The following is a 25,294-nucleotide window of genomic DNA, read 5'->3' as shown; positions in this document are numbered from 1 at the left end:
GCCCCGGCTCACAAACCGGCCTCGGTTCAGCGCGCTACAATGGGAGCGAACAAACGAGAAGGAGGTTGTCTCATATGGAAGTTCATCGATCCGTTCGCCCCAACGTCCGACCGGGGCGGCAAACGACAAACAGTTTTCTTAAATCGATTCTCATTTTCACCATTTTGATCAGCTTTACCGTCCTGCTTGTCGGCGGGTATTGGATCTTTAAAGAAATGGCGCCAAGACCGAAGGAAGTGCGCAGTGAAGACGGCCGAGTGCTGATGACGAAAGAAACGATCATCGGCGGGCAGGCCGTTTTCCAAAAATACGGGCTGATGGACTACGGCACGGTGCTTGGCCACGGGTCGTATATGGGGCCGGACTATACGGCGGAAGCGCTAAAAGTGTATACGGAAGGCATGCAAGATTACAAAGCGAAAGAGCGGTATCACAAACCATTTTCTGATTTAACAGCCGATGAGAAAACAATCATCCGCGAACAAGTCATCAAAGAAATGCGGCAAAACCGCTACAATCCGATAACCGATGTGCTTGTGTTGACGGACGCCCAAGTGTACGGACTTGAGAAAGTGCGCAACTACTACCGCGACGTGTTCACAAATGGCGACGGCTGGGGATTGAAAAAAGGGTTGATTCAAGAATCGGATATGCCGAAAACGGGCCGCGCTTGGGTGGCGGATGGCGACCAAATCAAACAAATTGCCGACTTTTTCTTCTGGACGGCTTGGCTGTCCAGCACGCCAAGACTTGGGGATAACATCACGTACACGAACAACTGGCCGTACTATGAAGATGCCGGCAATACGATGTCGTTCTCCGCTGTCTGGTGGAGCGGTGCGAGCGTGACGATTTTGATTTTGTTCATCGGGATCATTTTGTACGTGTTCCACCGCTATCAATTAAGCATGCAAGAAGCGTATGCGGAAGGGAAGTTTCCGGTCATCGATTTGCGGCGGCAGCCGCTTACTCCGTCGCAAGTGAAAGCGGGCAAATATTTCGTCGTCGTCGCCGCGCTGTTTTTCGTCCAGGCGATGTTCGGGGCGCTGCTCGCCCACTACTATACGGAACCGGACAGCTTCTTTGGCATCAAATGGATTCATGACTTGTTGCCGTTTAACATCGCCAAAGGGTATCATTTGCAGCTGGCGATTTTCTGGATTGCGACCGCCTGGCTTGGCATGGGGATTTTCATCGCCCCGCTTGTCGGCGGGCAAGAGCCGAAAAAGCAAGGGCTGCTTGTGGATCTGCTCTTTTGGGCGCTTGTCGTCCTTGTCGGCGGCAGCATGATCGGCCAATGGCTCGGTGTGAACGGCTATTTAGGAAACGAATGGTTCCTCTTTGGCCACCAAGGTTGGGAATACATTGAGCTGGGCCGCGTTTGGCAAATCATTTTAGTCGTGGGCATGCTCCTTTGGCTATTCATCGTTTTCCGCGGCGTCAAGCGCGGGCTGAAACAAGAAAGCGACAAAGGCGGGCTCATTCACTTGCTGTTTTATTCGGCCATTGCCGTTCCGTTCTTCTACATTTTCGCCTTCTTTATTGAACCGGATACGAACTTTACGATGGCGGATTTTTGGCGCTGGTGGATCATCCACTTATGGGTGGAGGGCATTTTTGAAGTGTTTGCTGTTGTCGTCATTGGGTTTTTGCTCGTCCAGCTGCGGCTTGTGACGAAAACATCGACGGTCCGGGCGCTCTATTTTCAATTCACGATTTTGTTGGGCAGCGGCGTGATCGGCATCGGCCATCACTATTACTACAACGGCTCGCCGGAAATTTGGATCGCCCTTGGCGCGGTGTTCTCGGCGCTCGAAGTCATTCCGCTCACGTTGCTCATTTTGGAAGCGTACGAACAGTACAAAATGATGCGCGATGGCGGGGTCAACTTCCCGTACAAAGCGACGTTCTGGTTCTTAATTTCGACAGCGATTTGGAACTTGGTCGGCGCCGGCGTGCTCGGTTTCCTCATCAACTTGCCGGCTGTCAGCTACTTTGAACACGGGCAGTTTTTAACACCGACCCACGGCCACGCGGCGATGATGGGCGTGTACGGCATGTTTGCCATTGCCGTGCTCCTTTACTCGCTTCGCAACATCGTCAAACCGGAAGCATGGAACGACAAATGGCTGAAATTCTCATGCTGGATGCTAAACATTGGGCTCGCAGCCATGGTTGCCATCACGCTCCTTCCGGTCGGGGTGTTGCAAATCAAAGAGGCGTTTGCGCACGGCTATTGGGCATCGCGTTCACCTTCGTTCCTCAAGCAAGACATCGTGCAAAACTTGCTGCTTGTCCGCTTCATTCCGGATACGGTCTTTTTAATCGGCGTCATCGCATTGCTTGCCTTTGCCATCAAAGCGATGTTCCATTTGCGCAAGCCGACGCATGGGGAAGGGGAAGAGTTGCCGGTGGCGAATTTGGCGGAGGAAGAATAGAACAAAAAAGGCACAGCGGGATTCCGCTGTGCCTTTCATTTGTGAACGTTTTCAATTACTTGTGGCATTTGTCTGGCTTGGCGTGTTCGGTTTCCTTTTGCTTTTCATGGCATGGAAAGCAGTACAACGTCTCTGTTTCGCTGCTCACGACACCGTTTAAAAAACCATGCAGACAATGGATCGGCTTGCCGCATTGCGCGCAAAAGCCAACAAGCTCTTCCAACCGCCATTTCTCCTTTCACAGGGATTGAACATGTTCACCTGCGGACTGTGACGTGCGTCACTACCGTCGCAGGCCAAAGCGGCTATGATGAGTATATAATTCATTATACTACAAAGGAGGCCAATGTTATGAACCAATTTGCCGCAAAAATCCACGCCCCCGACTATCCGCCGCGCGACCGCCATCCGGCGATTTTCCGGCTGTTTGACAGCTTAAAGCCGGGGGAAGTGATGGAACTTGTGAACGACCATGACCCGCGTCCGCTGCACTACCAATTCATGATGGAGCGTCCGGACCAATTTACGTGGGAGTATTTAGAAGAAGGGCCGGACGTATGGCGGGTGGCGATCGGGAAGAAATAAATCAATCGTCCTATCGGGATTTCCGTCTGCAGGCGGAAATCTTTTTTTTCGCCGGTTCATATGGTACGGTAGGAACAGATGATGTCCGGAAAGGGGAATCGCCATGAAACCAACCATTGCCGGAGTGGTGCTCGCCGGCGGCCAGTCGCGCCGCTTCGGGCGGCCGAAGGCGTTCGCCGAGCATCGCGGTGCTCCGTTTTTCACTTGGTCCATTGCGGCGCTGCGCCCGCTTGTCGATGAGCTGTACATCATTAGCCATCCGGCGCTTGTCGATGAATTCCGCAGGCAAACGGACATCCCGGTGCTGCTCGATGTGGAGCGCTACCGCGGCTGTGGGCCGCTTGCCGGCATTTACACGGCCATGGAACATAGCCGAGCGGACTGGATGTTCGTCTTGCCGTGCGACATGCCGTACATGCGGCAGGAAGTGGTGGAGCGGCTTGCTTCCTATATCGATCCGACGTTTGACGCCATCGTCCCGCTCCATGGCGGACGCCCCGAGCCGTTGGTCGCCTTATACCACCGGCGGCTTAGCTCTATGATCGCCGAGCTGCTCGATGCCGGCGAACGGCGGATGGCGGCGCTCCTTGACCGCGTTCGCGTCCGCTGCCTTGACACGAAACAGCTCAGCGCGGATGAAGAGGTATGGCGCAATGTCAATACACAAGATGAGTATGGAAAGAGGTAAACGCTCCCCACTTTCTAACCATGGAGGTGGGGAAGATGAGTGTGCGGCTGGGTGCGCCGAACGAACGGAAATCGTTCAATAGAAGCACCACATTCCCACATTCAGCTGTTGTTTTCCAACTCGTTTACCAAAACTCGCGGCCGATCAAAATCACGGAGATGACAATGCCAGCTCCCAGCCAAAGGATGGGGAGAAGGAGAGACAACGAGTCGGTCGGCGCTTGAAACAGAAACAGATGCGGCCACGGCATGAACGTTCCTTGCGTCGCGACTTCCATAAACGTATAAACCGCGATCACCGACAAAGCGACATCCAGGCTGCGGAAGACGCTCAACATCGCCAATCCGATCAACTGGTAAAACAAAAACAAAAGAAACAGGTGCACCAAAATCGGAGCGGTCAAAAATGCCGTTCCATTGATCCATAGCGTTACTATAACCAAAAGAAGGAGGCATCCCCCATGCAAAACGGCATGGCGAAGCAAGTCGATGACGACTGTTTTGCGGTAATGCCATAACAGCGCTTCTTTTGCCCCTTCCTCATACAAGTGGCTGTACAAAAAGACGATATGCCATCCGGCGATCGGCACGGCGATGCCTTGGACAACGGTGTACGGCAAAAACGGTTCATCGGAGCGCGCGGCAAAGACAAGCATCAGCGCCACACACAACCCGTATACGAGAAACGGAAAAACATACAAACTGCCCAGCAATCGGCGGTCGAATCGAAAAAGATGGATGATTGTCTTCTTATCCATGAGATTCCGCCTCTTTCAACAACGCCAAATATCCGTCCATAAGCCGCGGACTGACGCGTCGGCCAAGCGGTTCTTCTGACAAGACGCGCACGACGACGTGGGAAGGCTCTTCCCTGATTTGGACGACTTCTTTCGTCGCCATGATCGAGTCGAGTTCGCCAAACGGGACGTCCAACTCATACGTATAAGGAGCGGCTTTTTGCTTGAGCGCGTCCGGGCTGCCTTCAAACAGCACCGCACCGCGGTCCAAGACGCCGATTTTGGTGCATAAAAATTCAATATCCTCGACAAGGTGGGAGGAGATGACGATCGTACGGTCGTTGCCCAGCCGCTTCAACAAATTTCGAAACCGCACGCGCTCACGAATATCAAGCCCGGCCGTCGGTTCGTCAAACAGCAGGATGGACGGCTCCCGAAGCAACAACATGGCGATGCCCACCCGCCGCCGCATGCCGCCGGACAGCTCGCGCATTTTTTTGTTCATGTGAGAAGACAAGTTGACTTGTTCGATGACCTCCTCGATTTTGGGCCGGCATGCGGCTGGATGTTCCCCTTGCAATACCGCGATATGTTCGAGCACTTCATACATCGTCAATTCCGGATAGATCATAAAATCTTGGGGCAAATACCCGATGTCCTTCACTCTCCTCACTCTTGTGCCGGTGCTGATCCGCTCGTCTCCAAGCGACACGCGCCCATGGTTGAAATCCAACAGCCCCGCCAAAATGCGCATCAACGTCGTCTTGCCCGCACCGTTTGGTCCAAGCAAGCCGTACACGCCGGAGATGGAGAGGGAGACATCCGATAAAATGGCCTTCTTTTTCATGATTTTCGTCAGTCCTTCAATCGTGACCACCAACGACTTTCACCTCCTGCATCACCTGCAAGACGCGGTCCCATGTCCATGTGTCGTCCATGGTCTCATACCATGTCCGCAAAAATTGTCGTTTTTGGTCTATGCCAAGCGGCTGAAAATCATCATAAATCGATTCAATCTGCTTCTGCACGGACCGCGGCTGCGACTCGAACAGCTCGCTTTTGGAGCTCCAGTCAATCACCGGCAGCCCGTTTGTTTGCATCAGCCACCGGGTGGCCAGCAAAATCCACTCGTTGTACATGATCATCGACCCTTTCGGCGGCACGGAAAGCCGGAGCATGTTTTCATAATAATCGCGTTCCAAGTGATAAGTGTCAATAGAAAAAAAGTTCGTGTTATAGACAAGGTGGTCATTGGCCATAAACGAGGACAGCCCCCAACTTGAGAACACTATGAATTTAGGTAACGATGAAACCACCGTTGATGCTGCTTGTTGCACCTGATGAAACGTTTTTTCCAACTGGTGGATGACGGTCGGCGCCCGTTCCGCCATGTTCGGCCAGTCGGCTGGGTAGGTGATCTCGTATCCTTGATACACGAGTTGATGTCCTTGCCCCTTAATCAAGGTGACTGCTTGCGCCTTACCGCGGTACACCGCCCCCCGCTTCGGCAAATTGCAAAACAGCACATCGCCGTCTACGCTCAACGTAAACACATGCTTTTCCGGCGGGAAAAATTGGTCCGTAAATTCGTCACGCCAAGCTCTTGTTCCGGCAACCGAATATTCATAAAGCCGGTACATATGGGACGCCCTTTTCTTTGGATACCACGCTTTGTCCGCCAGCAGAACGATCCGGCCGTTGGTGTACGGAATGAAGGCGGTATCGACGATCTCATAGGAAAAGGTGAGAGTCGAGACCGGCTTGGGCAAAAACACGGTCACGAGATCGCCGCTTCTCGTGAACTTGACGGGCTGATGGTCCGCTTGAATCGATTGAATCGGATACAAATGGTACAGTTGAAACGTTGGCTTGGTTGTCTCTAAATGGGACAAGGCCACGCGCGCGACAGCGCGTGATCCATGCAAGGAAATGTCGTACGACTGAATGCCGTAGCGCAAATCGGCCTTGGTGCTTTGTGACATTTGTCGGTACTCATTGATTTCGGTCGTCTGATCCGCACGGGTGAACGTTTTTGTGTTTGTTTGCAAGGAGCTGTAGGCGGTCAAGACGATGAGAAAGGGAAAGACAAGCAGCGCTTTAAGAACCGTGTGCCGCTCCTTTCTCGTCTGCGTCCAGCGGATCGACGACAGCAAGGCCAGGCCGATAAGGACGAGAAACCACGTGGCTAGTTTCCATTCACCGCCGCGGTCGACCTCAAATCCAAGGTAAGAGTCATACGCATGTTGGATGGCGTGTTTCCCGATAAACAGAAGCGACGCCCAGTCGCGGGCATGAACGGTTTGGGACACATCGATGAACAGCTCGGTCATCATCGGTCCGGTCAAGATCCACACGAACAACATGACGAAAAAACTGATTTTTTTCGTTTCAAACAGCAGCGCGATGATGACACCGTACAGGACGGTGAACACGAGCGGTCCGAACATGTAGACGGCGAGAAACCGCAGCAGCGACAAATAAAGATCAGAAGGCTCAATCCCGATGAAGACATACACGAGTGAAAAAACGCCGTAGGCCATCACTGTCATAAACCCTTGGCACAACGTATGAACGGCGAACAAGGCGCTCATTTTCTCGAGCAAGATCCGGTAGCCATCGGCGAACCATGACGAAACGCCGTAAAGAAGTTCTTTTGAATAAAGAAGATAGAAAAACACCATGTAAAAGATCGATATGATTTGTACGAGCATGAACACTTCAGAGGGAAGGTCTCCAGAATATTCCATGTTTGAGTTCATATCATCTGAGAAGAATAAAATGAATCTGACAAGCAACAAAACAAAAAATAATACGCTAGCGCCAACGTATAGCTTGCTTTTCCCTAGCTGTTTCAAATAAAAAACAAATAATAATTTCCATCGCATAGATGATCAACCGCTTTCTTTCCAAGAAGTTTACAAAAGTAAGATGCGGTCAGGGATCGCCGCATTCATTTTTAGGCGTATTCCTGACTTCATCATCCTGATCGATATATTTATTTGACTATAATGGTCACGTATCCTCTTGAGCCAATCGTTTGACCAACAATTTGGCCATAGTACTTTATCCCCATTGGTTTGAGTAAAACTGCGCGTTTCTTCTTGACCAGGATTGAGCCAGTTGGTAGAAGCGACAATGCTGTCGGGCCACCAATTGATCAATTTGTAAGCATAGCCCCTCGTTTGCGTATTGGCACCATTATTCACAGCCTTAATATTTCCTGTATCATTACGGCTTGCAGTAAGAGGAGACGTATTCTTATAAGTACTTGAGCCGTCTAAAAAGGCTGTTGCTGATGCTGCTCCCGCTGCACCGGCAGTCGCTATTACTGCTGCTGCAAGCGATAAAGATGCCCATTTTGATTTCCATTTCTTTTTTCGGTTCACGATCATGTTATCACTTCTCCTCTCCAGTATTATTATATAGCTAGTTCTCGTCTTTACTGCGATTCCAACTTCATTCCGTAAAATGCTATGGAAAAAATAACGATGAGTTTTTCCACTTTTCATCGTTGTTTCTCAACATTCTCTTTCACCCCTTAATTCTCCAATGGCCATTCAAAGTGATGTTTCCGACCTGAGCCTGATCTTTGATTTGATGGTAGAGTTTGACGTCGTTTGCCAACAGGATGCCATCCAACTCGAATTTTGATTGTATATGTTGAAGGAAAAATGTTACAAAGAGCATGATCATCACACTGGCTGTAAGTCCCGCGAAGGAGTGCCGCATGTTTCGAAAAACGCCATAAACTGCGATGGAAGAAAGAATATACGCCAATTTGATCAGTACACGCTCTTTTTGAAAGGTTAGGCTGAATAGCGGGTCAATGTAAGGCCAACGATGTTTTACCCACAAGGAGAATGATGGGTCACGATATTCTAAAGAAAACAGCACGATGATCCATAAAACAAGCACACCAAGGAGCAACATCGCTTTTTTCGGAGAATGATAGGCGTAAACATCGCTTGTGGATAATCCGATCAGCCACGCCCATAGAAACGGAAGGAGAAAATGAATCAAATACAATGGAAAAAGAAATACGAAAAGATCCCAACCCGCTGAATAGTTGACAACAATCGCACCGGCGATGATTCCGGCCAGGGCTAGTTGCAAGGCCAAAAAACAAGCAAGCGCGATCAAAACTTGACAGAAGATCATCTTTTGCGGTTTTGGCATGAGGTTGTTCATCGCGATCCAATGAATCGGCGTCGAAGTGAACAACGAAACATGCAAGCGAAAGCTGAAGAGCAGACAGACGGCCATTCCAATGGGAACCAAGTACTTCGTATATAACATCCATTCCACTGGATTTATGGTGTAGGGGTTGAGGCAATAAAACACCAAAATCCCAGAAAACGTGAACATCAAAATGGTCTCTACTTTTAATTGGGACGCCGTCCTAGATAAGATGAAAACCGATTTCATTTTGAATGCCCTTTCTGATCGTAGATTTGAAATGTTTGTAAAATTCAATGGCATTATAAAAAAAAGAGATGTCAACCTTTTACATGGAAATTCACAGTATATTCACAAGTAATAGGAAAACCGTGCTGGAAGCATGACAATATTTTAAAAACATTGGTAAACACGTTCCTTGTCTTTTTTTATGGGGAAGAGGGATTGTGATGAATATCACATAACGCGCTTGGCCGTTGCGGTACAATGGAGGCCGAGGAGGGAACATGATGCGCGATTTTAACGAAAACCCGTTTATCGTCATTTGGGAGTTAACGCGGGCGTGCCAACTCAAGTGCCTTCATTGCCGTGCGGAGGCGCAATACCATCGCGATCCGCGCGAGTTGACGTTTGAGGAAGGGAAAAAACTGATCGATGAGATTTATGAGATGGATCAGCCGATGCTCGTCTTTACGGGCGGCGATCCGCTCATGCGCCCGGATGTGTACGATTTGGCGAAGTACGCGATTGACAAAGGATTGCGCGTGTCGATGACGCCGAGCGCGACGCCGAATGTGACGAAAGAGGCGATCCGCAAAGCGAAAGAGATCGGCCTGTCGCGTTGGGCGTTCAGCCTTGACGGGCCGAACGCCGAGATTCACGACCATTTCCGCGGCACGAGCGGTTCGTTTGCTCTCACGATCCGTGCGATTCAATACTTGCATGAACTCGACATTCCCGTGCAAATCAACACGGTCATTTCGCGGTACAACGTTCATGTGCTTGATGAAATGGTGGCGTTGGTGGAGAAGCTGAAATGCGTCCTTTGGAGCGTCTTTTTCCTTGTGCCGACCGGAAGGGGGAAAGAGGAGGACATGATTTCCCCGGTTGAGCATGAGCGGGTGTTCCGCTGGCTGTATGAAACGAGCAAGCGCGTTTCATTTGATATTAAAACGACCGCGGGCCAGCATTACCGCCGCGTCGTGCTGCAGGCGAAAAGGCGCGAAGGGAAAACAGCAAAAGGCGGCATCCGCTACGAAGACGTGTTGAACAAAGGGCTGACCGGGCAAGTTGACGGGCTCGGCCGCGCGCCGAAAGGAGTAAACGACGGCAACGGCTTCGTCTTTATTTCCCATATCGGCGACGTCTACCCGAGCGGGCTGTTGCCGGTGAAAGCGGGGAACGTTCGGGAGATGCCGCTCGCTGATATTTACCGGCACTCGCCGATTTTCCAAGACTTGCGCAATCCGGACAAATACAAAGGAAAATGCGGCGTTTGTGAGTTCCGTCATGTATGCGGCGGCTCGCGCTCGCGGGCGTACGCCGTGACGGGGGACTATTTGGAAAGCGAACCGTATTGCATTTACATTCCGAAAGCGTGGCGGACAAAAGAGCGAAGCCAATGCTAGGCCAAGGGTGGACGTTTTTGGCGCAAACGTCGGATTTTCTTCCAGCGGTGTCAGGGCGTTTGCGGTGGACAGTGGAGGATGGGGCGCGCGCAACAACCGTGTTTTTTGTTCGCGAAATCGTTTTTGCGGCGATTCAACATGACGGTTTTCCTTAGACGCAAGGGAAAGGGGTGGGCGCCTTCCCCGTTTTCATCGGTTGGTGCGAAAGATCATTCATGGTCCAAATCGACCATAAATGTCTCCGGCCCGGTTGGCGCCGCGCTTCCCCCTTTTGGTTCGAGGCTTGCTTTAATTTGCTTGAACTGCTTGACATCTTCGCCGGTGATCAACACGCGCGCCGCACCGTGGCGGATTGTCAACAGTTCCCCTTTGACTTCGTTGTTGGTGTAAATGATCCACAATTGATAATCGCGGGTCGCAAACGGCGGCAGCCCTTCAATTTCCATCAGCATTTCCTTCGTATCATCGTTGAGCCAAATCGTGCCGTCCATCTGTTGGAAGAGCGCCGATGGTTCAATCGGAATTTGTTTCGTTTCTGGATTGTGGATGATCTGCTCGATCGGAATGTCGTGATTTTGTTCGATAATCTGGTATCGATATGCTTCGCTCGGTCGGTCATGCGAAGCATCTCGCCCACCGTCCGAAACGGAAAAGCGCAAGGCGAAAAGGGAGACGGCCAAAGCCGCGCTGATCAGCCCTCCAGCAATGCGGAGACTGCGCTGCACCCGCTTTGTTTGTTTTTGCGCTTCTGCTTGGGCCCAAATTCGCTCTTGATGGGAAAGGGGAGGCGCTTCATACTGGGCTTCCGCCTTCAGCCCGATGCTTTTCCATGTTTCAAGCAAGCGTTGGCATTCAAGACACTGCTTTAGATGGTTGGACACTTCTTCTTTTTCTTGCTCCGGCAGCACGCCTAACAGCCAGTCCACGATTTTCGTTTCCGGAATATGGCTATGCTTCATGCTGTTTTTCACCTCGGCCAGCCTCCATCCAGCGGAACAGTTCTTTTTGTTTCCGCAAATTGCGCAAGCCGTAGCGGATGAGCGACTTGACGGAGCCCAGCGGCTTGTTCATAGCGGCGGCGATTTCCCGCTGGGTTTCCCCGCGAAAGTAAAAGTGAATGATCGCTTGCCGCTGCTCTTCGGGGAGATGGGTTAACGCATCGAGGATGACTTGTTGTTCCAGTTGGCGGAGAAAGTAGAATTCCGCTCCCTTTTCTTTTAAAGCCGCTTCCTCAAGGCGGCTCACTAGCAAATCCCGTTTCTTGCGCAGGCGGTCGAGCGACCGGCTTTTCGTTTTCACGGCAAGAAAGGCTTGAACGCTTCCCCGCTTTGGATCAAATTGGTGCGGTTTTTGCAAGATTTCGAGAAACACATCGTGGCTGACATCTTCCGCCTCGGCCTCGTTGCCGACGATTCGAAGAGCGATATGATAGACCACCGGAGCGTATTTTTCGTAAAAACGGTCAAAGGCGGTGCGCGAGCCTTCGGCGATCTTCTCGAGCAGTTCCATGTCTTCCCATCGATCTTCCATCTTGCCCACCTCCCGACACATGCTTGATAGAATTGTTGCCCCTACTGCATCTATTCTACAATTTCATTTTTCTCCTGCAAAACAAATCCATTGATCCATTTCTGGCGTATACGAAGTGAAAACAGAAGGAGGGAGTGAACGTCGTGCGAAGCAGGGTCATCATGATGTTCGCCATGATCTTGACGCTCTTTTCGCTTCTGCTTCCGATCCGCCCGGCAGCGGCGACAAGCGGTGTTGTTCTCTTCACGCCATACACCGGCCTTTCGGTGACACCCGGGGAAACGATCGACTATACGGTCAATGTCATCAACAACGGCTCGGCGATTGAAAATGTCACGTTCTCGTTTGACAGTCTGCCGAAAGGATGGTCGACGTCGATGACCGCTGAGGGGAGAACGATTGAGCAGCTGTCCGTAAGAGGCGGAAAAGAAGAACAGGTCACGTTGGAAGTGACGGTGCCGCTTGATGCTGACAAAGGGGATTATCGTTTTTCCCTTGTCGCAAAAGGGGAAAGCGGCGTCTCCAAATTGCCCTTGCTTGTCCGCGTGACGGAACAAGGATCGTTTAAAACGGAACTGACGTCGGAACAAACGAACCTCGAGGGGCACGCGGATTCGAGCTTCACGTATGATGTCACGCTGAAAAACCGAACCGCCAAGACGCAAAATTACGCGTTAAGTTCGGCAGCCGAAAAAGGATGGCAAGTCGCGTTCAAATCGGAAGGCAATTCCGTTACGTCGGTGAAACTCGAGCCGAACGAATCAAGAGACATTACCGTCGAGGTCAAACCGCCGGAAAATGTGAAAGCGGGCACGTACAAAATCCCGATCAAAGCGCAAACGAGCGATACGTCGGCTGAGCTGACGTTAGAAGCGGTTATTACGGGCACGTATGAGCTCAAGCTGACGACGCCGTCAGGAAATTTGAGCACCGATGTGACGGCGGGGCATGAACGGGTGATCGATCTTGTCGTCAAAAACACCGGAAGCGCTCCGCTTTTGAACATCAATATGACGGCTGACGCTCCGCCTAATTGGGAAGTGGAATTCGATCAAAGCACGATCGCCCAGCTGAACCCGGGCGATTCCAAAACAGTCAAGGCGAAAGTGAAAGCGTCGGATGAAGCGATCGCCGGGGATTATGTCGTCAACTTCCAGGCGCAAACGGCGGAAACATCGGCGGAGGCGGCGTTCCGCGTCTCTGTCAAAACGTCAACGCTTTGGGGGATTGTCGCCCTGCTGATCATTGCAGGGGTGGCCGGAGGGCTGTACTATTTAATCAAAACATACGGGAGGAGGTAAGCATGGCAGCACCCGCCGTCATCGAGCTTGACAATTTGTGCAAAACGTATGGCGACCACCGAGCCGTTGACCATTTGACGCTTTCGATTCAAAAAGGGGAAATTTTTGGCCTCCTTGGCCCGAACGGGGCGGGGAAAACGACGACGATTTTGATGATGCTCGGGCTCACCGAACCGACGTCTGGTTCGGTGAGAGTATGCGGGGTCGATCCGGTGCGAAACCCGATTGAGGTGAAACGGAAAGTCGGGTACTTGCCGGATGATGTCGGCTTTTACCATCACATGACAGGCTTGGAGAACTTGTTGTATACGGCGGCGTTAAACGGCATTCCCCGCGCCGAAGCGGAAAAGCGGGCGTGGGAGCTGCTTGAGAAGGTGAAGTTGACCGATGCCGCCCATCAAAAAACGGGAACGTATTCACGCGGGATGCGGCAGCGGCTCGGCCTGGCCGATGTGTTGATGAAGCGTCCGGATGTGATCATTTTGGATGAGCCGACGTTGGGCATCGATCCTGAGGGAGTGCGCGAGCTGCTTCACCTGATCCGCGATTTGAGCCGTCATGAGGGCATCACGGTTTTGCTGTCTTCGCATCAATTGCACCACGTGCAGCAAATTTGCGACCGGGTCGGCTTGTTTGTCGGGGGCCGATTGTTGGCCGAAGGGAATATCGAGCGCCTAGCGCAGCAATTGTTTTTGCAGGATGCCTATGTCATCCATGTGGTCGCTTCCCCCCTTGACGCTTCCTTACGGTCCAAAATCGAGGCGATTCCGGGCGTCAACAAAGTGGAGCAAACGGAAAATGGATGGGATGTGTATTGCCAGACGGATGTGAGCGCCGCCATCAGCAAAACCATCGTTGAATCGCACTCTTCCTTGTTCCATCTCAGCCGGCGGGATTTTGGACTTGATGAGATTTATCACCGCTATTTTGAAGGGAGGGATGTACGTGAGGGCGAGTAACGAAGGACGATGGGCAAACGATGTTTTTTCATATGTGAAAAGATGGAGCGAACGGCTGAAGGCGGGTGCGCCGGATGAGAAGAAACGGGCAAGAGGGGCAAACAGCGCCTTTTCGGCCATTGTCAAAAAAGAACTGGCCGATTATTTGACGAGTTGGCGCATGATCATTTTAATCGCCCTCATCTTGCTCACTTGCTTCGGCTCGCTGTATACGGCGATGACGACAATTCGCGACGCGTTGGATTCTTCGGACGAAGCGAAAGAAATCGCGAAAGGCGCCTACTTGTTTCTGAAACTGTTCACCGTCTCGGACGGGACGCTGCCTTCGTTTTTGACGTTTGTCAGCTTTCTTGGGCCGCTGCTCGGCATCGCCCTCGGGTTTGACGCCATCAATTCGGAGCGGAATCGGGGGACGTTAAGCCGGCTTATGGCGCAGCCGATTCCGCGCGATTATGTGATCAATGGCAAGTTTGTCGCTGCATTGTTGTTAAATGCCGCTTTGTTTCTTTCGCTCGGCCTGCTTGTGACGGCATTGGGCATTTTGGTTTTAGGGATTCCGCCTACTTTCGAAGAGTTTGCGCGCATCATGTGCTTTTTGTTGCTATGTCTTGTGTATATCGCGTTTTGGCTCAATCTCGGCATTTTGTTTTCCGTCGTCTTCCGCCAGGCGGCGACCTCGGCGTTGTCGTCGATGGCCGTTTGGCTGTTTTTCAATCTTTTTTACTCCATGGTCGTTGAAGTAGTTGCCAAGCCGTTTTTGCAGTCTGACGCCATTACGTCCGTCGAACAGGCCGTCGGGCGTCAAGAGTTGGTGCTTGGCCTCATGAGGCTGTCGCCGAGCTATTTGTTCAATGAATCGACGACGGCCTTGCTTTCGCCGGACGTTCGGACGCTAGGGATCGTCACCGTTGAACAGACGGCTGGCGCCATCGCCGGTCCGTTGCCGTTCTCGCAAAGTTTATTGCTCATTTGGCCGCAAGCGACCGCGCTCATTGCCGCCACCCTCATCTGCTTTGCGATCGCTTATGGGCTGTTTATGAGGCAAGAAATCCGGGCGAGCGGGTAAGGGAATTTTCTCCTCCTGCTGCCGATGGTGAACGGCGCTCGCGATTGGCGGCGGGCGGTTGTCTGTTGGAAGAAAAGACGCGTTTCAACGTGATGCCCCCATAGATACAGCCATGCGCAAAGGCATCCCACAGCGTTTGGGATGCCTTTTTATCATCCTAAACCGAGAAGACCTCCACTTCCACTAGTGAGCGTCAGTGGGGGATGAATCGGTGTCTTTCGTCATCGATCTTCCTCTTGCTTCAGCAGAACAGAAGGTGTAAAATAGATAGAAACAGAACAAACGTTCCGTTCAGAAAGAGGGAAAGTCATGCACAAAGCCTACCGCTTTCGGTTGTATCCCACCCGAACACAAGCGGAGCTGATCCACCAAACGATTGGATGCTGCCGGTTTGTGTACAACCACTTTTTGTGCGAATGGAATCAGGCGTACGAAACCACCGGAAGAGGACTCGGCTATAACGAGTGCTCCAAGCGGCTGACCGCCTTAAAGCAAACCCTTCCATGGCTGAAGACACCCGATTCGACCGCCTTGCAAAACGCGCTGCAACAGTTGGCCGAGGCGTTTGACCGCTTCTTCGATGGACTTGCCAACGCTCCCCACTTCAAAAGCAAAAAACACCCGAACCAATCGTACACCGCCCAGTGCAACTACCCAAAGAACGGACGCCCATCGATCGAAATCGACGGCCATCGCTTGAAGCTCCCGAAGCTCGGATGGGTGAAGTTTGCGAAAAGCCGTGAGGTGGAAGGCCGCATTCTCTCGGCCGCCATTCGCCGAGACCGAGCAGGGAAGTATTTTGTCTCCATCCTCGTCGAAACGGACATTCCTCCATTGCCGGCAACGGACAAGCACGTGGGCGTCGATTTGGGGTTGAAACATATCGTGGTGCTTTCCACGGGAGAAAAAATGGATCATCCCCAGTATTTACGCCGATACGAAGAGAAGCTGGCGTACTGGCAGCGGGTGATGGCCCGCCGGAAGCCGGGCGGTTCGAACTGGCAGAAAGCCCGTTTGAAAGTGGCCAGGCTTCATGAGAAAATCACGAACTGCCGGAATGATTTCCTGCACAAGGTGTCCACCCGCCTCATCCGCGAAAACCAAGTGGTGTGCGTGGAGGACTTGCGTGTGCAGAACATGCAGAAGAATCGCAAGCTGGCCAAGAGCATTTCCGATTCCGCATGGGGGCGGTTTCTGAAGATGCTTGAGTATAAAGCGGAATGGTACGGGCGGACGGTGGTCCGTGTCAGCCGCACGTTTCCATCGAGTCAATTGTGCTCGTGTTGCGGGCACCGGCAGGTGGAGGTGAAATCGCTCGACATCCGCGAGTGGGTGTGCCCGAACTGCGGAGCTGAACACGACAGGGACCATAACGCCGCCCAAAATATTTTGCAGGAAGGGCTTCGTTTGCTGTCTTTAGTAGGGCAGCTGAACCGTGGGACGCACGGGGATGGCTTGGTTCATAGCCTGCCGTGGGGCGGGTGTTCCCAAGAATCTCCCACCTCTAAGCGTGAGCGTAGGTGGGAGAGCGTTCAATATGTCCGCGCCTGCCCATGAACGATTTTGACAAAACTGTGGCGGCAACGTTGACAAAATGGTGACAACAACAAGGTATGTGACAAACCTCACCAATCCATTTTCCCCGCCCGCGTATGATGGAATTACAAACAAAGCCACATATTTTGAAAGTTAGGGAGGGGCTTTTCATGAATAAACAAAAGGCGTTGCTGCCGATCACGACGCTGGCGATGATGTTTTCGTTCGCGGTGTGGGCCGTGTTTTCGCCGTTGGCGAGCACGTTTCAAGAAATGTACGGGCTGACATCGACGCAAAAAAGCATTTTAGTCGCCATTCCGGTGTTGCTCGGTTCGGTCATGCGCTTGCCGCTCGGCATTTGGACGGATCGGATCGGGGGGCGCAGGCTGTTTTCGCTGCTGCTGCTGTTTCTCATCATTCCGCTTGTTGGCGCAGGGTTTGCGGATTCGTATGCGATGCTTCTGTTTTGGGCGTTTTTCATCGGCATGGCGGGAACGTCGTTCGCCATTTCCGTGACGTTCGTGTCGCGTTTAACCCCGCCGGAAAAGCAAGGGACAGCGCTTGGGATCAACGCGATGGGGAACTTCGGCACGGCGGTCGCAACGTTTTCCGTTCCGTCGATTGCTGCGGTGTTTGGGGTGCCGTGGGCGTTTTGGGGGATGATCATTCCGGTTGTCATCATGCTCGTTCTCGTTTGGTTTTTCACACCGGATATGCCGAAGCCGAAGCACCAAAAAACGGTGCGCGAATCGCTGGCGGTATTGAAATATAAACATACATGGACGCTGTCGCTCTTTTACTTCGTCACGTTTGGAGCGTTTGTCGCTTTCGGCATTTACTTGCCGTCGCTTCTCGTTGACTTGTATGGGTTAACGCCAGTGGATGCCGGGATGCGCGCGGCCGGGTTTACGGTCATCGCGACGCTTGCACGGCCGATCGGCGGTTACCTCGGCGATAAAATTGGTGCTGAGCGGGTGTTGGCATTTGTGTACGCCGGTATGACGATCGGCGCGTTGGCGATCGCGTTCGGAATGGGGAACATTTGGGTGATGACAGCGGCTTGCCTGCTTGTCGCCGTGATGTCCGGGCTGGGCAACGGCGCGGTCTTCAAGCTCGTGCCGCAGCTGTTCCCGGCGGAAACGGGCGCCGTCACCGGACTTGTCGGCGCTTGGGGAGGACTCGGCGGCTTTTTCCCGCCGATTGTCATGGGGATCATCAAAGATGCGACAGGTTCGTATGTGCTCGGTTTTCTGCTTCTTAGCTTGTTTACCCTTATCTGCTTCTTGCTGAATCGGCTTGTATTTGGCAAAAAAGCGGGCGAACCGGCGAAGCGATACGCATCGTAAAATCCGATGCCAGATCCAAAGAGGTCAAAAGCGTACGCTTTTGGCCTCTTTTTGGTTTGCGGAGGTGCAAGCCCAACGAAAGGATGGAAAATGGCGATCCGCAAAGAGGAAGGTCGTTTTCCGTTAGTGAATAGGGCTACATTCGTTACGGTTGCTACATTGCGAATATTTATTGCTCATTATTTCACAAACCCTTCAAACATGGCCGCTCCTTGGTGATACAAATCACTAGGGGAAAGGCAGAAATGGCGTACGCTGAAGGTGTAAATCAAATCACCTGAAGGGGGAGAAAACGGTGAAACGAAATGTGTCTACGTTGTTGTCAGTTGCGTTGGCTGCGTCGCTTTTGGCAGCATGCAGCAACAACGGAGGAGGAGAGGCGCAGGCAGAAAACAAAAATGGGACGTCAGCGCAACAGTCTGCCGCGGACGTGTTAGCGGCGCACAAAGGAGTCAACCAAGCGCCAGTACCGTTAAAATTAGAACGGATCGGTCCGCATGACGTCCGCGTCGAAATGACGGCGCAAATTACTGACATTGAAATCGACAAAGGAAAAACGTATAAGGCATGGACATTCAACGGCCAAGCGCCTGGACCGCTCGTCGTCGTCAATGAAGGGGATACGATCCACTTTACGTTGAAAAACATGGACCCCGTCATCCCGCACAGCATGGATTTCCATGCCGTCCATGCCGCACCATCAAAAGACTTTATCGATGTGATGCCGGGAAAATCGGGAACGTTTACGTACCCAGCGAATAATCCTGGCGTATTCATGTACCATTGCGGCACAAAGCCGGTCTTGCAACATATCGCCAACGGCATGCACGGCGTGATCATCGTCAAGCCGAAAAACGGCTACCCGACCGATCAAGAAGTCGACCGCGAATATGTGCTTATCCAAAACGAGTGGTACAAATATAACGATATGAACGATTTCCAAAACGGCGTGCCAAGCTACGTCGTCTTCTCGACAAAGGCGCTCAAACCTGGCGATCCGAATACGAACGGCGATACGTTTACGCTGAAAGAAAAACCGCTGCTTGCGAAAGTCGGTGAGAAAATCCGCTTGTATGTCAACAACGTCGGTCCGAACGAAGTGAGCTCGTTCCACGTTGTCGGGACGGTGTTGGATGATGTATACCTTGACGGCAACCCGAACAATCATCTGAAAGGGATGCAAACGGTGATGCTTCCGGCAAGCGGTGGTGCGGTCGTCGAATTTACCGTCACCAAACCGGGAACATATCCGATCGTCACTCACCAGTTCAATGACGCACAAAAAGGAGCCGTCGCCATACTGAAAGTGACTGAAACCGGCGAAGACGACGGCACGGAAGCGAGCGGGCATTGACCACATCCCGTTCTCCCAAAACGGGATTGATGCCGCCCAAAGCCTTATGATTCTTAATTATATCGCGGCGAAAAGAAAAAGAAGTGATTCACATCACATTTAAAAGAAAAAGAGAGCGTCCGGCAGGCCGCGAACAACGGCTGATCGGGCGCTCTTCCAATCAGCGCGCCAAAATGGCTTGGTCGTTGCTTTGGCCATGGGAAACGATCGGGTAGACGTTCTCTTCCCTTAGCCATGGCGCTCCGCTCACTCAATGCAACAAATATCCGCCGGACAGTCTTCACACTGGATTTCCGTTTTCAAATAGTTCAGGTCATGGACCGTGATTTTTCCCCGCTTTATCGAGATGATCCCTTCCTGCTTCAAGGCGTTGAGCATCCGATTGACGCTTTCGCGCGTCGTGCCGCAAAAGTTGGCTAAATCTTGGTTTTTCAACGAAACGTCGATGAAGATGCTCCCGTCCTCAAGCGGGACGCCATAACTGTTGCAAAGGCGAATGAGCGTAGAATACAATGCGCCTTTTTTTCCGTTCATAATCAAATCGCGGAACTTCGTCTGCGTCCGCCGGGCATGCTTGCTCATCCAGCGCATATATTCAAGAGCAAGAGTTGGATTGACGAGCAGCTGCTCCTCTAATTCATTCTTATCCATGACCGCTGCTTCGCCCGATTCCATCACTTTGGCGGTCAATAAGTAGCGCGGATCGTTCGTAAACAGCGTCAACTCGCCGACGATTTCTCCGCTTCCGCAAATGCGGAAGCACATTTCTTTTCCGTCCGGGCAAATTTTGCTGACTTGCACTTTGCCGGAAAGGATCAAGTACAGCTCATTGGCTGACATCCCTTCTTGGAACAAAAACGAGTGCTTGCGCAGCGGAATCACTTTTTTGGACGATTGCAGCAAAGCGCGCAAATGGGAAAAATCACGGTTCGACGCTTTGCGGATTTGTCCTTCCATGATGGACACCTCCATTTGTTCAGCTATTTCTATTTTAAAAACATCACAGTGGAAACAGAGTGAAAAAAATCACCATTGGCCGATTTTTGTGCACATGGTCACAAATTTTTCTAAGCCGGATTTCCCCGCTCATATGATACAATCAATGTGAACAGTGTCACAGCAAGCAATTGAACAGTTTCGTATAGTGAATAGAGACGATGCAAAGAGAGGCCCATTATCTATGACGGATTTTTGGTCACCCGTATGGTTGTCAATAAAGGTGTCCCTTCTCGCCGGTTTGATCGTCGCCATCCTTGGGACGACAGCAGCGAGGCGGATGGCGCGCCGCCGGTTTCGAGGGAAGATGATCGTTGAGACGGTGTTTATGCTGCCGTTGGTGCTGCCGCCGTCGGTCGTCGGGTTTTTGCTTGTTGTGCTGTTTGGCCGGCATAGCCCGGTCGGGCAGTGGATCGAGACTTGGTTTCATACAACTGTACTGTTTACCTTCAGCGCAGCGGTGCTGGCTGCTGTTGTCGTGTCGTTCCCGCTCATGTACCAAGCGGCGAAAGCGGGGCTCGAAGCAGTCGATCCGACGATCGAAGGAGCGGCGCGCATCGATGGGGCGAATGAGCGCCAAGTGTTTTGGCATATTTCCCTGCCGCTTGCGAAAAACGCGCTATTATCTGGGGTCGTGCTGTCGTTTGCCCGCAGTCTCGGGGAGTTCGGCGCGACGCTCATGTTTGCCGGCAACATCCCAGGGAAAACGCAAACGATCCCGACTGCTGTCTATATGGCGATGGAGTCGGGGCGGATGGAGCTAGCGTGGGCATGGGTGGCGGTCACGATCGGGTTATCATTCAGTTTATTGGCGTGTGTGACCAAACTGAGCCGTTTGCAATGATAGAGGAACAGGCCGTTTGAAAATCACGCGGCCCATGAAAGGGAAAGGAGGGAGCGCCATGGAAGAGCGCGACCGGATGAAGATCACCGACCGCCTCGCCCGCCCGCTTCGCGATTTGCGGTTGTCGGTCACCGACCAATGCAATTTTCGCTGCGTCTATTGCATGCCGGCTGAGGTGTTCGGGCCGAATTTTCGCTTCTTGACGGAAGATCAGCTATTAACGGTCGATGAGATGGTGCGCTTGGCCGAATGTTTTGTCGAGCTTGGCGTCGAAAAAGTCCGCCTGACCGGCGGGGAGCCGCTGCTTCGGCGCGACCTTGATGCGCTCATTGAGCGGCTGTCCATGATTCCCGGATTGCGGGACATTGCCCTCACGACAAACGGCATCCATTTAGTAAAATGGGCGAAACGGTTGAAAGCGGCCGGGTTGAAGCGCGTCAACGTCAGCCTTGATGCGTTGGACGATGACATTTTTCGCAACATGAACGGCGTCGGCGTCCGCGTCGCTCCGGTGTTGAAAGGCATTGAAGCGGCACGGGAGGCAGGGCTTGGCGTGAAAGTGAACATGGTTGTGAAAAAAGGGTGGAACGACTCGCAAATCGTTCCGATGGCGGCGTACTTTAAAGACTCGGGCATTCCGCTCCGTTTTATTGAATTTATGGATGTCGGCACGACAAATGGTTGGGATTTTTCACATGTGGTGACAAAAAAAGAGATGTATGAGCAAATCAACGCCATGCACCCGCTCGAGCCGGTGGAAAAGGAGTACTTCGGCGAAGTGGCGAGCCGCTATCGCTACGTCGGCACGAACGTGGAAGTCGGCTTTATCGCTTCGGTGACGGAAACGTTTTGCCGGAGCTGCACAAGGGCGCGCATTTCCGCGGATGGCAAGCTGTATACGTGCTTGTTTGCCTCTCAAGGCGTGTCACTCAAAGACAAGCTGCGCGCCGGCGCGGGAAAAGAGGAGCTGAAGGCGCTGATTGCCGCCATCTGGAGCCAACGGACGGACCGCTATTCGGAAGAACGGACGGCAGAAACGGCAAAACAACAGCGGAAAATTGAGATGTCGTATATTGGGGGATGAGGAGAAGTGGGGCGCTCTTTCATATAGTGAAATCAGTGTATTTGCCCCTTCATCTTATTTCGGTTCTGATCATTTACGTCGTATTTTCGCTCACTTGATAAGCTTTATATAGATGCAATTTAAAGCTTTAACATTTATAGCTTTTACCGGTCATTGGATCGACTGTCGGGTGACCGAACAACGCCGCTTCCAGACCCATGTATGGGTCTGTGAAGCGGGTCGTTGTTCGGTCTTCCGTCACGCTAAGGCGTGACGGAGGCAAGCCTGTGGCTTGCCTTCGACAGTCAAAAATGGACAAGCCGCTTTTCCGTCAAGGATATGTTAAACGCTTTCGTTGCATCTATATAGATGCGGCGCCGATGGGCGGCGTCTGGTGATGAAATAAGGTGATATGGAATATTTTTGGATACTATAACAGCAGCAACGATGTCATCGTCGTGAAGGATATCTCAACTTGTTTGTCAAGTAATGTCGAATTTTTAGTAACGATCCTGCTTGACATTTTTTTTTAGAAAACATAATTATCAAAAAGCATAGAGGAGGTGTATTTTCATGAGCGGAAAAATCATAGTTCGACAAAGGGGATAGCTGTAATAATGGTTTGACCTGTTTAATACGTTTGGACCATTGATCAAGGGATGTTCACTTACAGAAAGCTGATTTGGAATTCGAACAAGCAATGATCCCTCAACAAATGTGAAAGATGCTGCGACATTTCCAGGAATTCTCCAAGTCATTCTCAACATTTGCGTTTGACCCCGTAACTTCTTATCGCAATACAACATTTATTAAGCCTGCTAAAATATCCGCGCCAGACGGTTACTGCTATGGGGGAGATAATCGGAATTTTTCCGCGTCTGCTAGCACATATCGTACTCGAATCGATCTCTCGATTTATTGGCAGGATGGATCCTATGGATTTTCAAAATACACAAGAGATTCTATCCGTTATAATAAAAACGATAATGGCACATGTGGTTCAAACGAATTGGCGAGGCAAAATGCTGGGACCTCAGGTATAACGGCTGTAAAGGAATGGATTACACCGGGCGAAGCACAGTTTCAAATTTCTCATTCTGTTGGATTACCGTTTTACATGGGTGCTCCGCCAAATATTGATTACAGTTACAGTTTAAATATTCAAAAGAGCGGAGCTACTTATATTAGTGGTAGCCATGATCAGTATCCTTGGCATGAAATTTATAGGTCAGATAACGGGGGAACGTGGAAAACTCTTTATCAATTTGATCCTGATGCTGCAGGCACAAATGTCAATTATTTATTTCCTTGGTACCCCAATAAAAAAATCGCAGTGGGCAAGTAATTTTGCATCTATATAAGTTGCAATAAAGAATTTCCGATTTTTCGTTTCTGCTTTCATCTCAATACGAGCTGATATGGTATAACGCGGAAGGCAGTCAGCTGGATGTAAAACAAAATTTGAACTTATATAAATAAAGAATTTCCGATCTCCATGTCCCATCTTTATCACCTGGCAAGCTGGCACAGTGACAAGAAGAGCAAACAATGCCATGGAAAACAAAATTGCAATTTTATATAATAAGGGGATAGTATGAGTGAAAAAATTTTTTGCAGAGGTTTTGTTGGCGTTTGTCATGTTCACGCTTTCCCTCTCATTGTTTAGCGATTTTGCTTTTATCGTTGCCATTTTGCCGTTTGCGGCATTGGCTATTTTGCTTATATGTGCAGTGACAGAAGCGATTGTTTCTTATTTTGAAAGAAGATGGGGAGTGAAGTGGGTTTGGACAGTTGTTTTAGGAATTGCAATGATTACGTCGCTTCCTTTTTATCCTTCTTTTGTCTTTATGGTCCCGATTTATATTGGGGCAGCGGGGTATTATGCAGGGAGACGACTATTTTCAAAATTTCGTAAGATGTAAGGAAAAGTCTAATATATACGGAAGATCAGCGAGCTTCGGGATGACGATCGGAACTCGTCTATTGCACTTCCAAAAAACAATGGTACTACGGATTCAAGCTGCACCTTCAAGTGACCAATCAAGGATTGCCCATGGGCTATGTTGTAACGGAAGCGTCTTGCCACGATGTCAAAGCAGCAGAAACGGTCATGCCCCAAATTCCTCATCCCTACAACTTTGGAGACAAAGGGCACATCAGCCGCACCTTGCAACGAAAGCTGTACGAAGAGCACCAAGCGGCATTGTGGACACCGTCTCGAAACAATCAAAAGCATCGTCCATCCCGGGCATGGGAAGAATGGATTAAGAAAAGCCGCCCTTCTGGCTCATTGATACAAGTCGTGGTTTTTGGCAGAAAAATGAGCTCTGATTTGTTTTCTGACATCATTTTCTCATTCAGAATCACATTCGTATCGATTTCGTTATTTCTTCGATAGGATTTCTCAATTAAATTTCCGACCTGCTTTTCGCCTGCAACCTCTAATAGGCCGTATTCCTCTAACTTTTTTGACATGATAGTATAGCCTCGATGGTTTTTCATTTAATTTTTCCGCTAGTTCCTTCACCGTTAAGGCATCGTTTTTCGTTAAGTCCAAAATTTTGTTTCGTTTTGGGTTAATCAAGATTTTGGCCAATTCCAAATCACTTAATTCTTTCATCCTTCTATGCTGCTCCTTTCTGTGTTGAATGCAACTTGGCTCAATTGTCGATATCCTTGGAAGAGTGGATAAGTACAAGTTGTCAGTACGAGCAAGATGCCGCTCGTTGCGGTTGCGTAAACACTTCCGATCACATCGGCATACCAACCGCCTATAATGATTCCTAGCATTATGGGAAAATTGGAGAACGTCGTCATTAAAGCAGAACCTCTACCCCTTAATTCTTGCGGCACAATAGAGATAAACAAACTATTAATCGGCACATTCACCAACGCATTCAATACTCCTACCATGGTGCACCAAGTATAGAGAGGAAAATCCCCCCAATTATGGACGAACACGTTCAAAGGCACAATACCCGCCATCCATACGCCAATAAACATCATTCCTATCCATAATAATCGATTAGCTGGGATGGTTTGAAGCAA

Annotated in this window: 22 protein-coding genes and 3 pseudogenes; 15 read left to right on the top strand and 10 right to left on the bottom strand. The window is 50.9% G+C overall.

What is annotated here, in order from left to right; genetic code table 11:
* The first annotated feature begins 74 nt into the window (after window positions 1–74).
* Complete coding sequence (locus tag GJ1_RS08555) at window positions 75–2,438, top strand: nitric-oxide reductase large subunit (RefSeq protein WP_066231144.1); 2,364 nt, start codon at window positions 75–77, stop codon at window positions 2,436–2,438.
* A 55-nt stretch (window positions 2,439–2,493) separates the two neighbouring features.
* Here GJ1_RS08555 and GJ1_RS18640 read toward each other — a convergent pair whose 3' ends face one another.
* The gene (locus GJ1_RS18640; protein ID WP_167346101.1) at window positions 2,494–2,661 is read right to left on the bottom strand and encodes a hypothetical protein; all 168 of its coding nucleotides are present in this window, start codon (window positions 2,659–2,661) and stop codon (window positions 2,494–2,496) included.
* A gap of 128 nt (window positions 2,662–2,789) precedes the next feature.
* Between GJ1_RS18640 and GJ1_RS08550 the strand changes: the two genes are divergently transcribed.
* Together GJ1_RS08550 and GJ1_RS08545 are read left to right on the top strand one after the other, a co-directional pair.
* Window positions 2,790–3,023: a DUF2249 domain-containing protein gene (locus tag GJ1_RS08550; RefSeq protein WP_066231143.1), complete on the top strand. Its 234-nt coding sequence runs from the start codon at window positions 2,790–2,792 to the stop codon at window positions 3,021–3,023.
* Between the two features lie 103 nt (window positions 3,024–3,126).
* On the top strand, window positions 3,127–3,711 hold the full coding sequence (locus GJ1_RS08545) for a molybdenum cofactor guanylyltransferase (RefSeq protein ID WP_066231140.1): 585 nt from the start codon (window positions 3,127–3,129) through the stop codon (window positions 3,709–3,711).
* A 124-nt stretch (window positions 3,712–3,835) separates the two neighbouring features.
* On the opposite strand, the gene GJ1_RS08540 is transcribed toward GJ1_RS08545, so the two are convergent.
* From GJ1_RS08540 to GJ1_RS08520, 5 genes and pseudogenes are all read right to left on the bottom strand, one after another.
* Window positions 3,836–4,468: a hypothetical protein gene (locus GJ1_RS08540; protein ID WP_066231137.1), complete on the bottom strand. Its 633-nt coding sequence runs from the start codon at window positions 4,466–4,468 to the stop codon at window positions 3,836–3,838.
* Entirely contained in the window at window positions 4,461–5,327 is an 867-nt protein-coding gene (locus GJ1_RS08535) for an ATP-binding cassette domain-containing protein (RefSeq protein WP_066231135.1), read from the bottom strand. Before GJ1_RS08535 ends, GJ1_RS08540 begins: the two co-directional genes overlap by 8 nt.
* The gene (locus GJ1_RS08530; RefSeq protein ID WP_066231133.1) at window positions 5,311–7,332 is read right to left on the bottom strand and encodes an ABC transporter permease; all 2,022 of its coding nucleotides are present in this window, start codon (window positions 7,330–7,332) and stop codon (window positions 5,311–5,313) included. Before GJ1_RS08530 ends, GJ1_RS08535 begins: the two co-directional genes overlap by 17 nt.
* Before the next feature lie 30 nt (window positions 7,333–7,362).
* Entirely contained in the window at window positions 7,363–7,839 is a 477-nt protein-coding gene (locus GJ1_RS08525; RefSeq protein ID WP_245629367.1) for a hypothetical protein, read from the bottom strand.
* Between the two features lie 145 nt (window positions 7,840–7,984).
* Window positions 7,985–8,872, bottom strand: a pseudogene (locus GJ1_RS08520) (hypothetical protein); the annotation flags it as partial.
* A gap of 260 nt (window positions 8,873–9,132) precedes the next feature.
* Here GJ1_RS08520 and GJ1_RS08515 point away from each other — a divergent pair.
* On the top strand, window positions 9,133–10,251 hold the full coding sequence (locus GJ1_RS08515) for a TIGR04053 family radical SAM/SPASM domain-containing protein (protein ID WP_066231127.1): 1,119 nt from the start codon (window positions 9,133–9,135) through the stop codon (window positions 10,249–10,251).
* Window positions 10,252–10,460: 209 nt separating this feature from the next.
* Here the strand turns inward: GJ1_RS08515 and GJ1_RS08510 are convergent, their stop codons facing one another.
* Window positions 10,461–11,210 (bottom strand): anti-sigma factor, encoded by a 750-nt coding sequence (locus GJ1_RS08510; protein WP_083509977.1) that lies wholly within the window; start codon window positions 11,208–11,210, stop codon window positions 10,461–10,463.
* A complete protein-coding gene (locus GJ1_RS08505) occupies window positions 11,200–11,781 on the bottom strand; it encodes a sigma-70 family RNA polymerase sigma factor (RefSeq protein ID WP_066231122.1) in 582 nt (193 codons plus the stop codon). The genes GJ1_RS08510 and GJ1_RS08505 overlap by 11 nt, the downstream gene beginning before the upstream one ends.
* A 134-nt stretch (window positions 11,782–11,915) precedes the next feature.
* Between GJ1_RS08505 and GJ1_RS08500 the strand changes: the two genes are divergently transcribed.
* From GJ1_RS08500 to GJ1_RS08475, 6 genes are all read left to right on the top strand, one after another.
* Entirely contained in the window at window positions 11,916–13,082 is a 1,167-nt protein-coding gene (locus GJ1_RS08500) for a COG1470 family protein (RefSeq protein WP_066231117.1), read from the top strand.
* 2 nt (window positions 13,083–13,084) lie between these two features.
* Entirely contained in the window at window positions 13,085–14,041 is a 957-nt protein-coding gene (locus GJ1_RS08495) for an ABC transporter ATP-binding protein (RefSeq protein WP_066231114.1), read from the top strand.
* The gene (locus tag GJ1_RS08490) at window positions 14,028–15,107 is read left to right on the top strand and encodes an ABC transporter permease (protein WP_066231111.1); all 1,080 of its coding nucleotides are present in this window, start codon (window positions 14,028–14,030) and stop codon (window positions 15,105–15,107) included. Before GJ1_RS08495 ends, GJ1_RS08490 begins: the two co-directional genes overlap by 14 nt.
* Window positions 15,108–15,416: 309 nt before the next feature.
* Window positions 15,417–16,664 carry an IS200/IS605 family element RNA-guided endonuclease TnpB gene (gene tnpB, locus GJ1_RS08485; RefSeq protein WP_245629365.1) on the top strand — a complete coding sequence of 416 codons (1,248 nt, stop codon included), beginning with the start codon at window positions 15,417–15,419 and terminating at the stop codon, window positions 16,662–16,664.
* Window positions 16,665–16,813: 149 nt separating this feature from the next.
* Window positions 16,814–17,989 carry an MFS transporter gene (locus GJ1_RS08480; protein WP_066231109.1) on the top strand — a complete coding sequence of 392 codons (1,176 nt, stop codon included), beginning with the start codon at window positions 16,814–16,816 and terminating at the stop codon, window positions 17,987–17,989.
* 295 nt (window positions 17,990–18,284) lie between these two features.
* Complete coding sequence (locus GJ1_RS08475) at window positions 18,285–19,343, top strand: multicopper oxidase domain-containing protein (protein ID WP_066231105.1); 1,059 nt, start codon at window positions 18,285–18,287, stop codon at window positions 19,341–19,343.
* Window positions 19,344–19,589: 246 nt separating this feature from the next.
* Here the strand turns inward: GJ1_RS08475 and GJ1_RS08470 are convergent, their stop codons facing one another.
* Window positions 19,590–20,315, bottom strand: coding sequence for a Crp/Fnr family transcriptional regulator (locus tag GJ1_RS08470; RefSeq protein ID WP_083509976.1), 726 nt, complete (start codon window positions 20,313–20,315; stop codon window positions 19,590–19,592).
* Between the two features lie 208 nt (window positions 20,316–20,523).
* On the opposite strand from GJ1_RS08470, the gene modB reads away from it, so the two are divergent.
* From modB to GJ1_RS08450, 5 genes and pseudogenes are all read left to right on the top strand, one after another.
* Window positions 20,524–21,183, top strand: coding sequence for a molybdate ABC transporter permease subunit (gene modB / locus GJ1_RS08465; RefSeq protein WP_066231099.1), 660 nt, complete (start codon window positions 20,524–20,526; stop codon window positions 21,181–21,183).
* A 58-nt stretch (window positions 21,184–21,241) separates the two neighbouring features.
* Complete coding sequence (gene moaA / locus GJ1_RS08460; RefSeq protein WP_066231096.1) at window positions 21,242–22,267, top strand: GTP 3',8-cyclase MoaA; 1,026 nt, start codon at window positions 21,242–21,244, stop codon at window positions 22,265–22,267.
* 703 nt (window positions 22,268–22,970) lie between these two features.
* Window positions 22,971–23,591 (top strand): DUF3238 domain-containing protein, encoded by a 621-nt coding sequence (locus GJ1_RS17790; protein WP_245629364.1) that lies wholly within the window; start codon window positions 22,971–22,973, stop codon window positions 23,589–23,591.
* A 253-nt stretch (window positions 23,592–23,844) separates the two neighbouring features.
* Window positions 23,845–24,168 carry a hypothetical protein gene (locus GJ1_RS08455; protein WP_066231095.1) on the top strand — a complete coding sequence of 108 codons (324 nt, stop codon included), beginning with the start codon at window positions 23,845–23,847 and terminating at the stop codon, window positions 24,166–24,168.
* 47 nt (window positions 24,169–24,215) lie between these two features.
* Window positions 24,216–24,644, top strand: a pseudogene (locus GJ1_RS08450) (transposase); the annotation flags it as partial.
* Between the two features lie 218 nt (window positions 24,645–24,862).
* On the opposite strand, the pseudogene GJ1_RS18630 reads toward GJ1_RS08450, so the two are convergent.
* Window positions 24,863–25,294: pseudogene (locus GJ1_RS18630) on the bottom strand (hypothetical protein); the annotation flags it as partial.

The sequence above is a fragment of the Geobacillus jurassicus NBRC 107829 genome (genome assembly GCF_001544315.1).
Lineage (GTDB): Bacteria > Bacillota > Bacilli > Bacillales > Anoxybacillaceae > Geobacillus > Geobacillus jurassicus.
The sequence above is the reverse complement of the archived record's forward strand: the minus strand, read 5'-3'. Positions and strand labels throughout refer to the sequence as shown.

What these genes read in the sequence shown, in the direction of transcription:
- GJ1_RS08555 (WP_066231144.1), top strand. Translation starts at nt 75, where the DNA reads ATGGAAGTTCATCGATCCGTTCGCCCCAACGTCCGACCGGGGCGGCAA.
- GJ1_RS08550 (WP_066231143.1), top strand. Translation starts at nt 2,790, where the DNA reads ATGAACCAATTTGCCGCAAAAATCCACGCCCCCGACTATCCGCCGCGC.
- GJ1_RS08545 (WP_066231140.1), top strand. Translation starts at nt 3,127, where the DNA reads ATGAAACCAACCATTGCCGGAGTGGTGCTCGCCGGCGGCCAGTCGCGC.
- GJ1_RS08540 (WP_066231137.1), bottom strand. Translation starts at nt 4,468, where the DNA reads ATGGATAAGAAGACAATCATCCATCTTTTTCGATTCGACCGCCGATTG.
- GJ1_RS08530 (WP_066231133.1), bottom strand. Translation starts at nt 7,332, where the DNA reads ATGCGATGGAAATTATTATTTGTTTTTTATTTGAAACAGCTAGGGAAA.
- GJ1_RS08525 (WP_245629367.1), bottom strand. Translation starts at nt 7,839, where the DNA reads ATGATCGTGAACCGAAAAAAGAAATGGAAATCAAAATGGGCATCTTTA.
- GJ1_RS08515 (WP_066231127.1), top strand. Translation starts at nt 9,133, where the DNA reads ATGCGCGATTTTAACGAAAACCCGTTTATCGTCATTTGGGAGTTAACG.
- GJ1_RS08510 (WP_083509977.1), bottom strand. Translation starts at nt 11,210, where the DNA reads ATGAAGCATAGCCATATTCCGGAAACGAAAATCGTGGACTGGCTGTTA.
- GJ1_RS08505 (WP_066231122.1), bottom strand. Translation starts at nt 11,781, where the DNA reads ATGGAAGATCGATGGGAAGACATGGAACTGCTCGAGAAGATCGCCGAA.
- GJ1_RS08495 (WP_066231114.1), top strand. Translation starts at nt 13,085, where the DNA reads ATGGCAGCACCCGCCGTCATCGAGCTTGACAATTTGTGCAAAACGTAT.
- tnpB (WP_245629365.1), top strand. Translation starts at nt 15,417, where the DNA reads ATGCACAAAGCCTACCGCTTTCGGTTGTATCCCACCCGAACACAAGCG.
- GJ1_RS08480 (WP_066231109.1), top strand. Translation starts at nt 16,814, where the DNA reads ATGAATAAACAAAAGGCGTTGCTGCCGATCACGACGCTGGCGATGATG.
- GJ1_RS08470 (WP_083509976.1), bottom strand. Translation starts at nt 20,315, where the DNA reads ATGGAGGTGTCCATCATGGAAGGACAAATCCGCAAAGCGTCGAACCGT.
- modB (WP_066231099.1), top strand. Translation starts at nt 20,524, where the DNA reads ATGACGGATTTTTGGTCACCCGTATGGTTGTCAATAAAGGTGTCCCTT.
- moaA (WP_066231096.1), top strand. Translation starts at nt 21,242, where the DNA reads ATGGAAGAGCGCGACCGGATGAAGATCACCGACCGCCTCGCCCGCCCG.
- GJ1_RS17790 (WP_245629364.1), top strand. Translation starts at nt 22,971, where the DNA reads ATGCTGCGACATTTCCAGGAATTCTCCAAGTCATTCTCAACATTTGCG.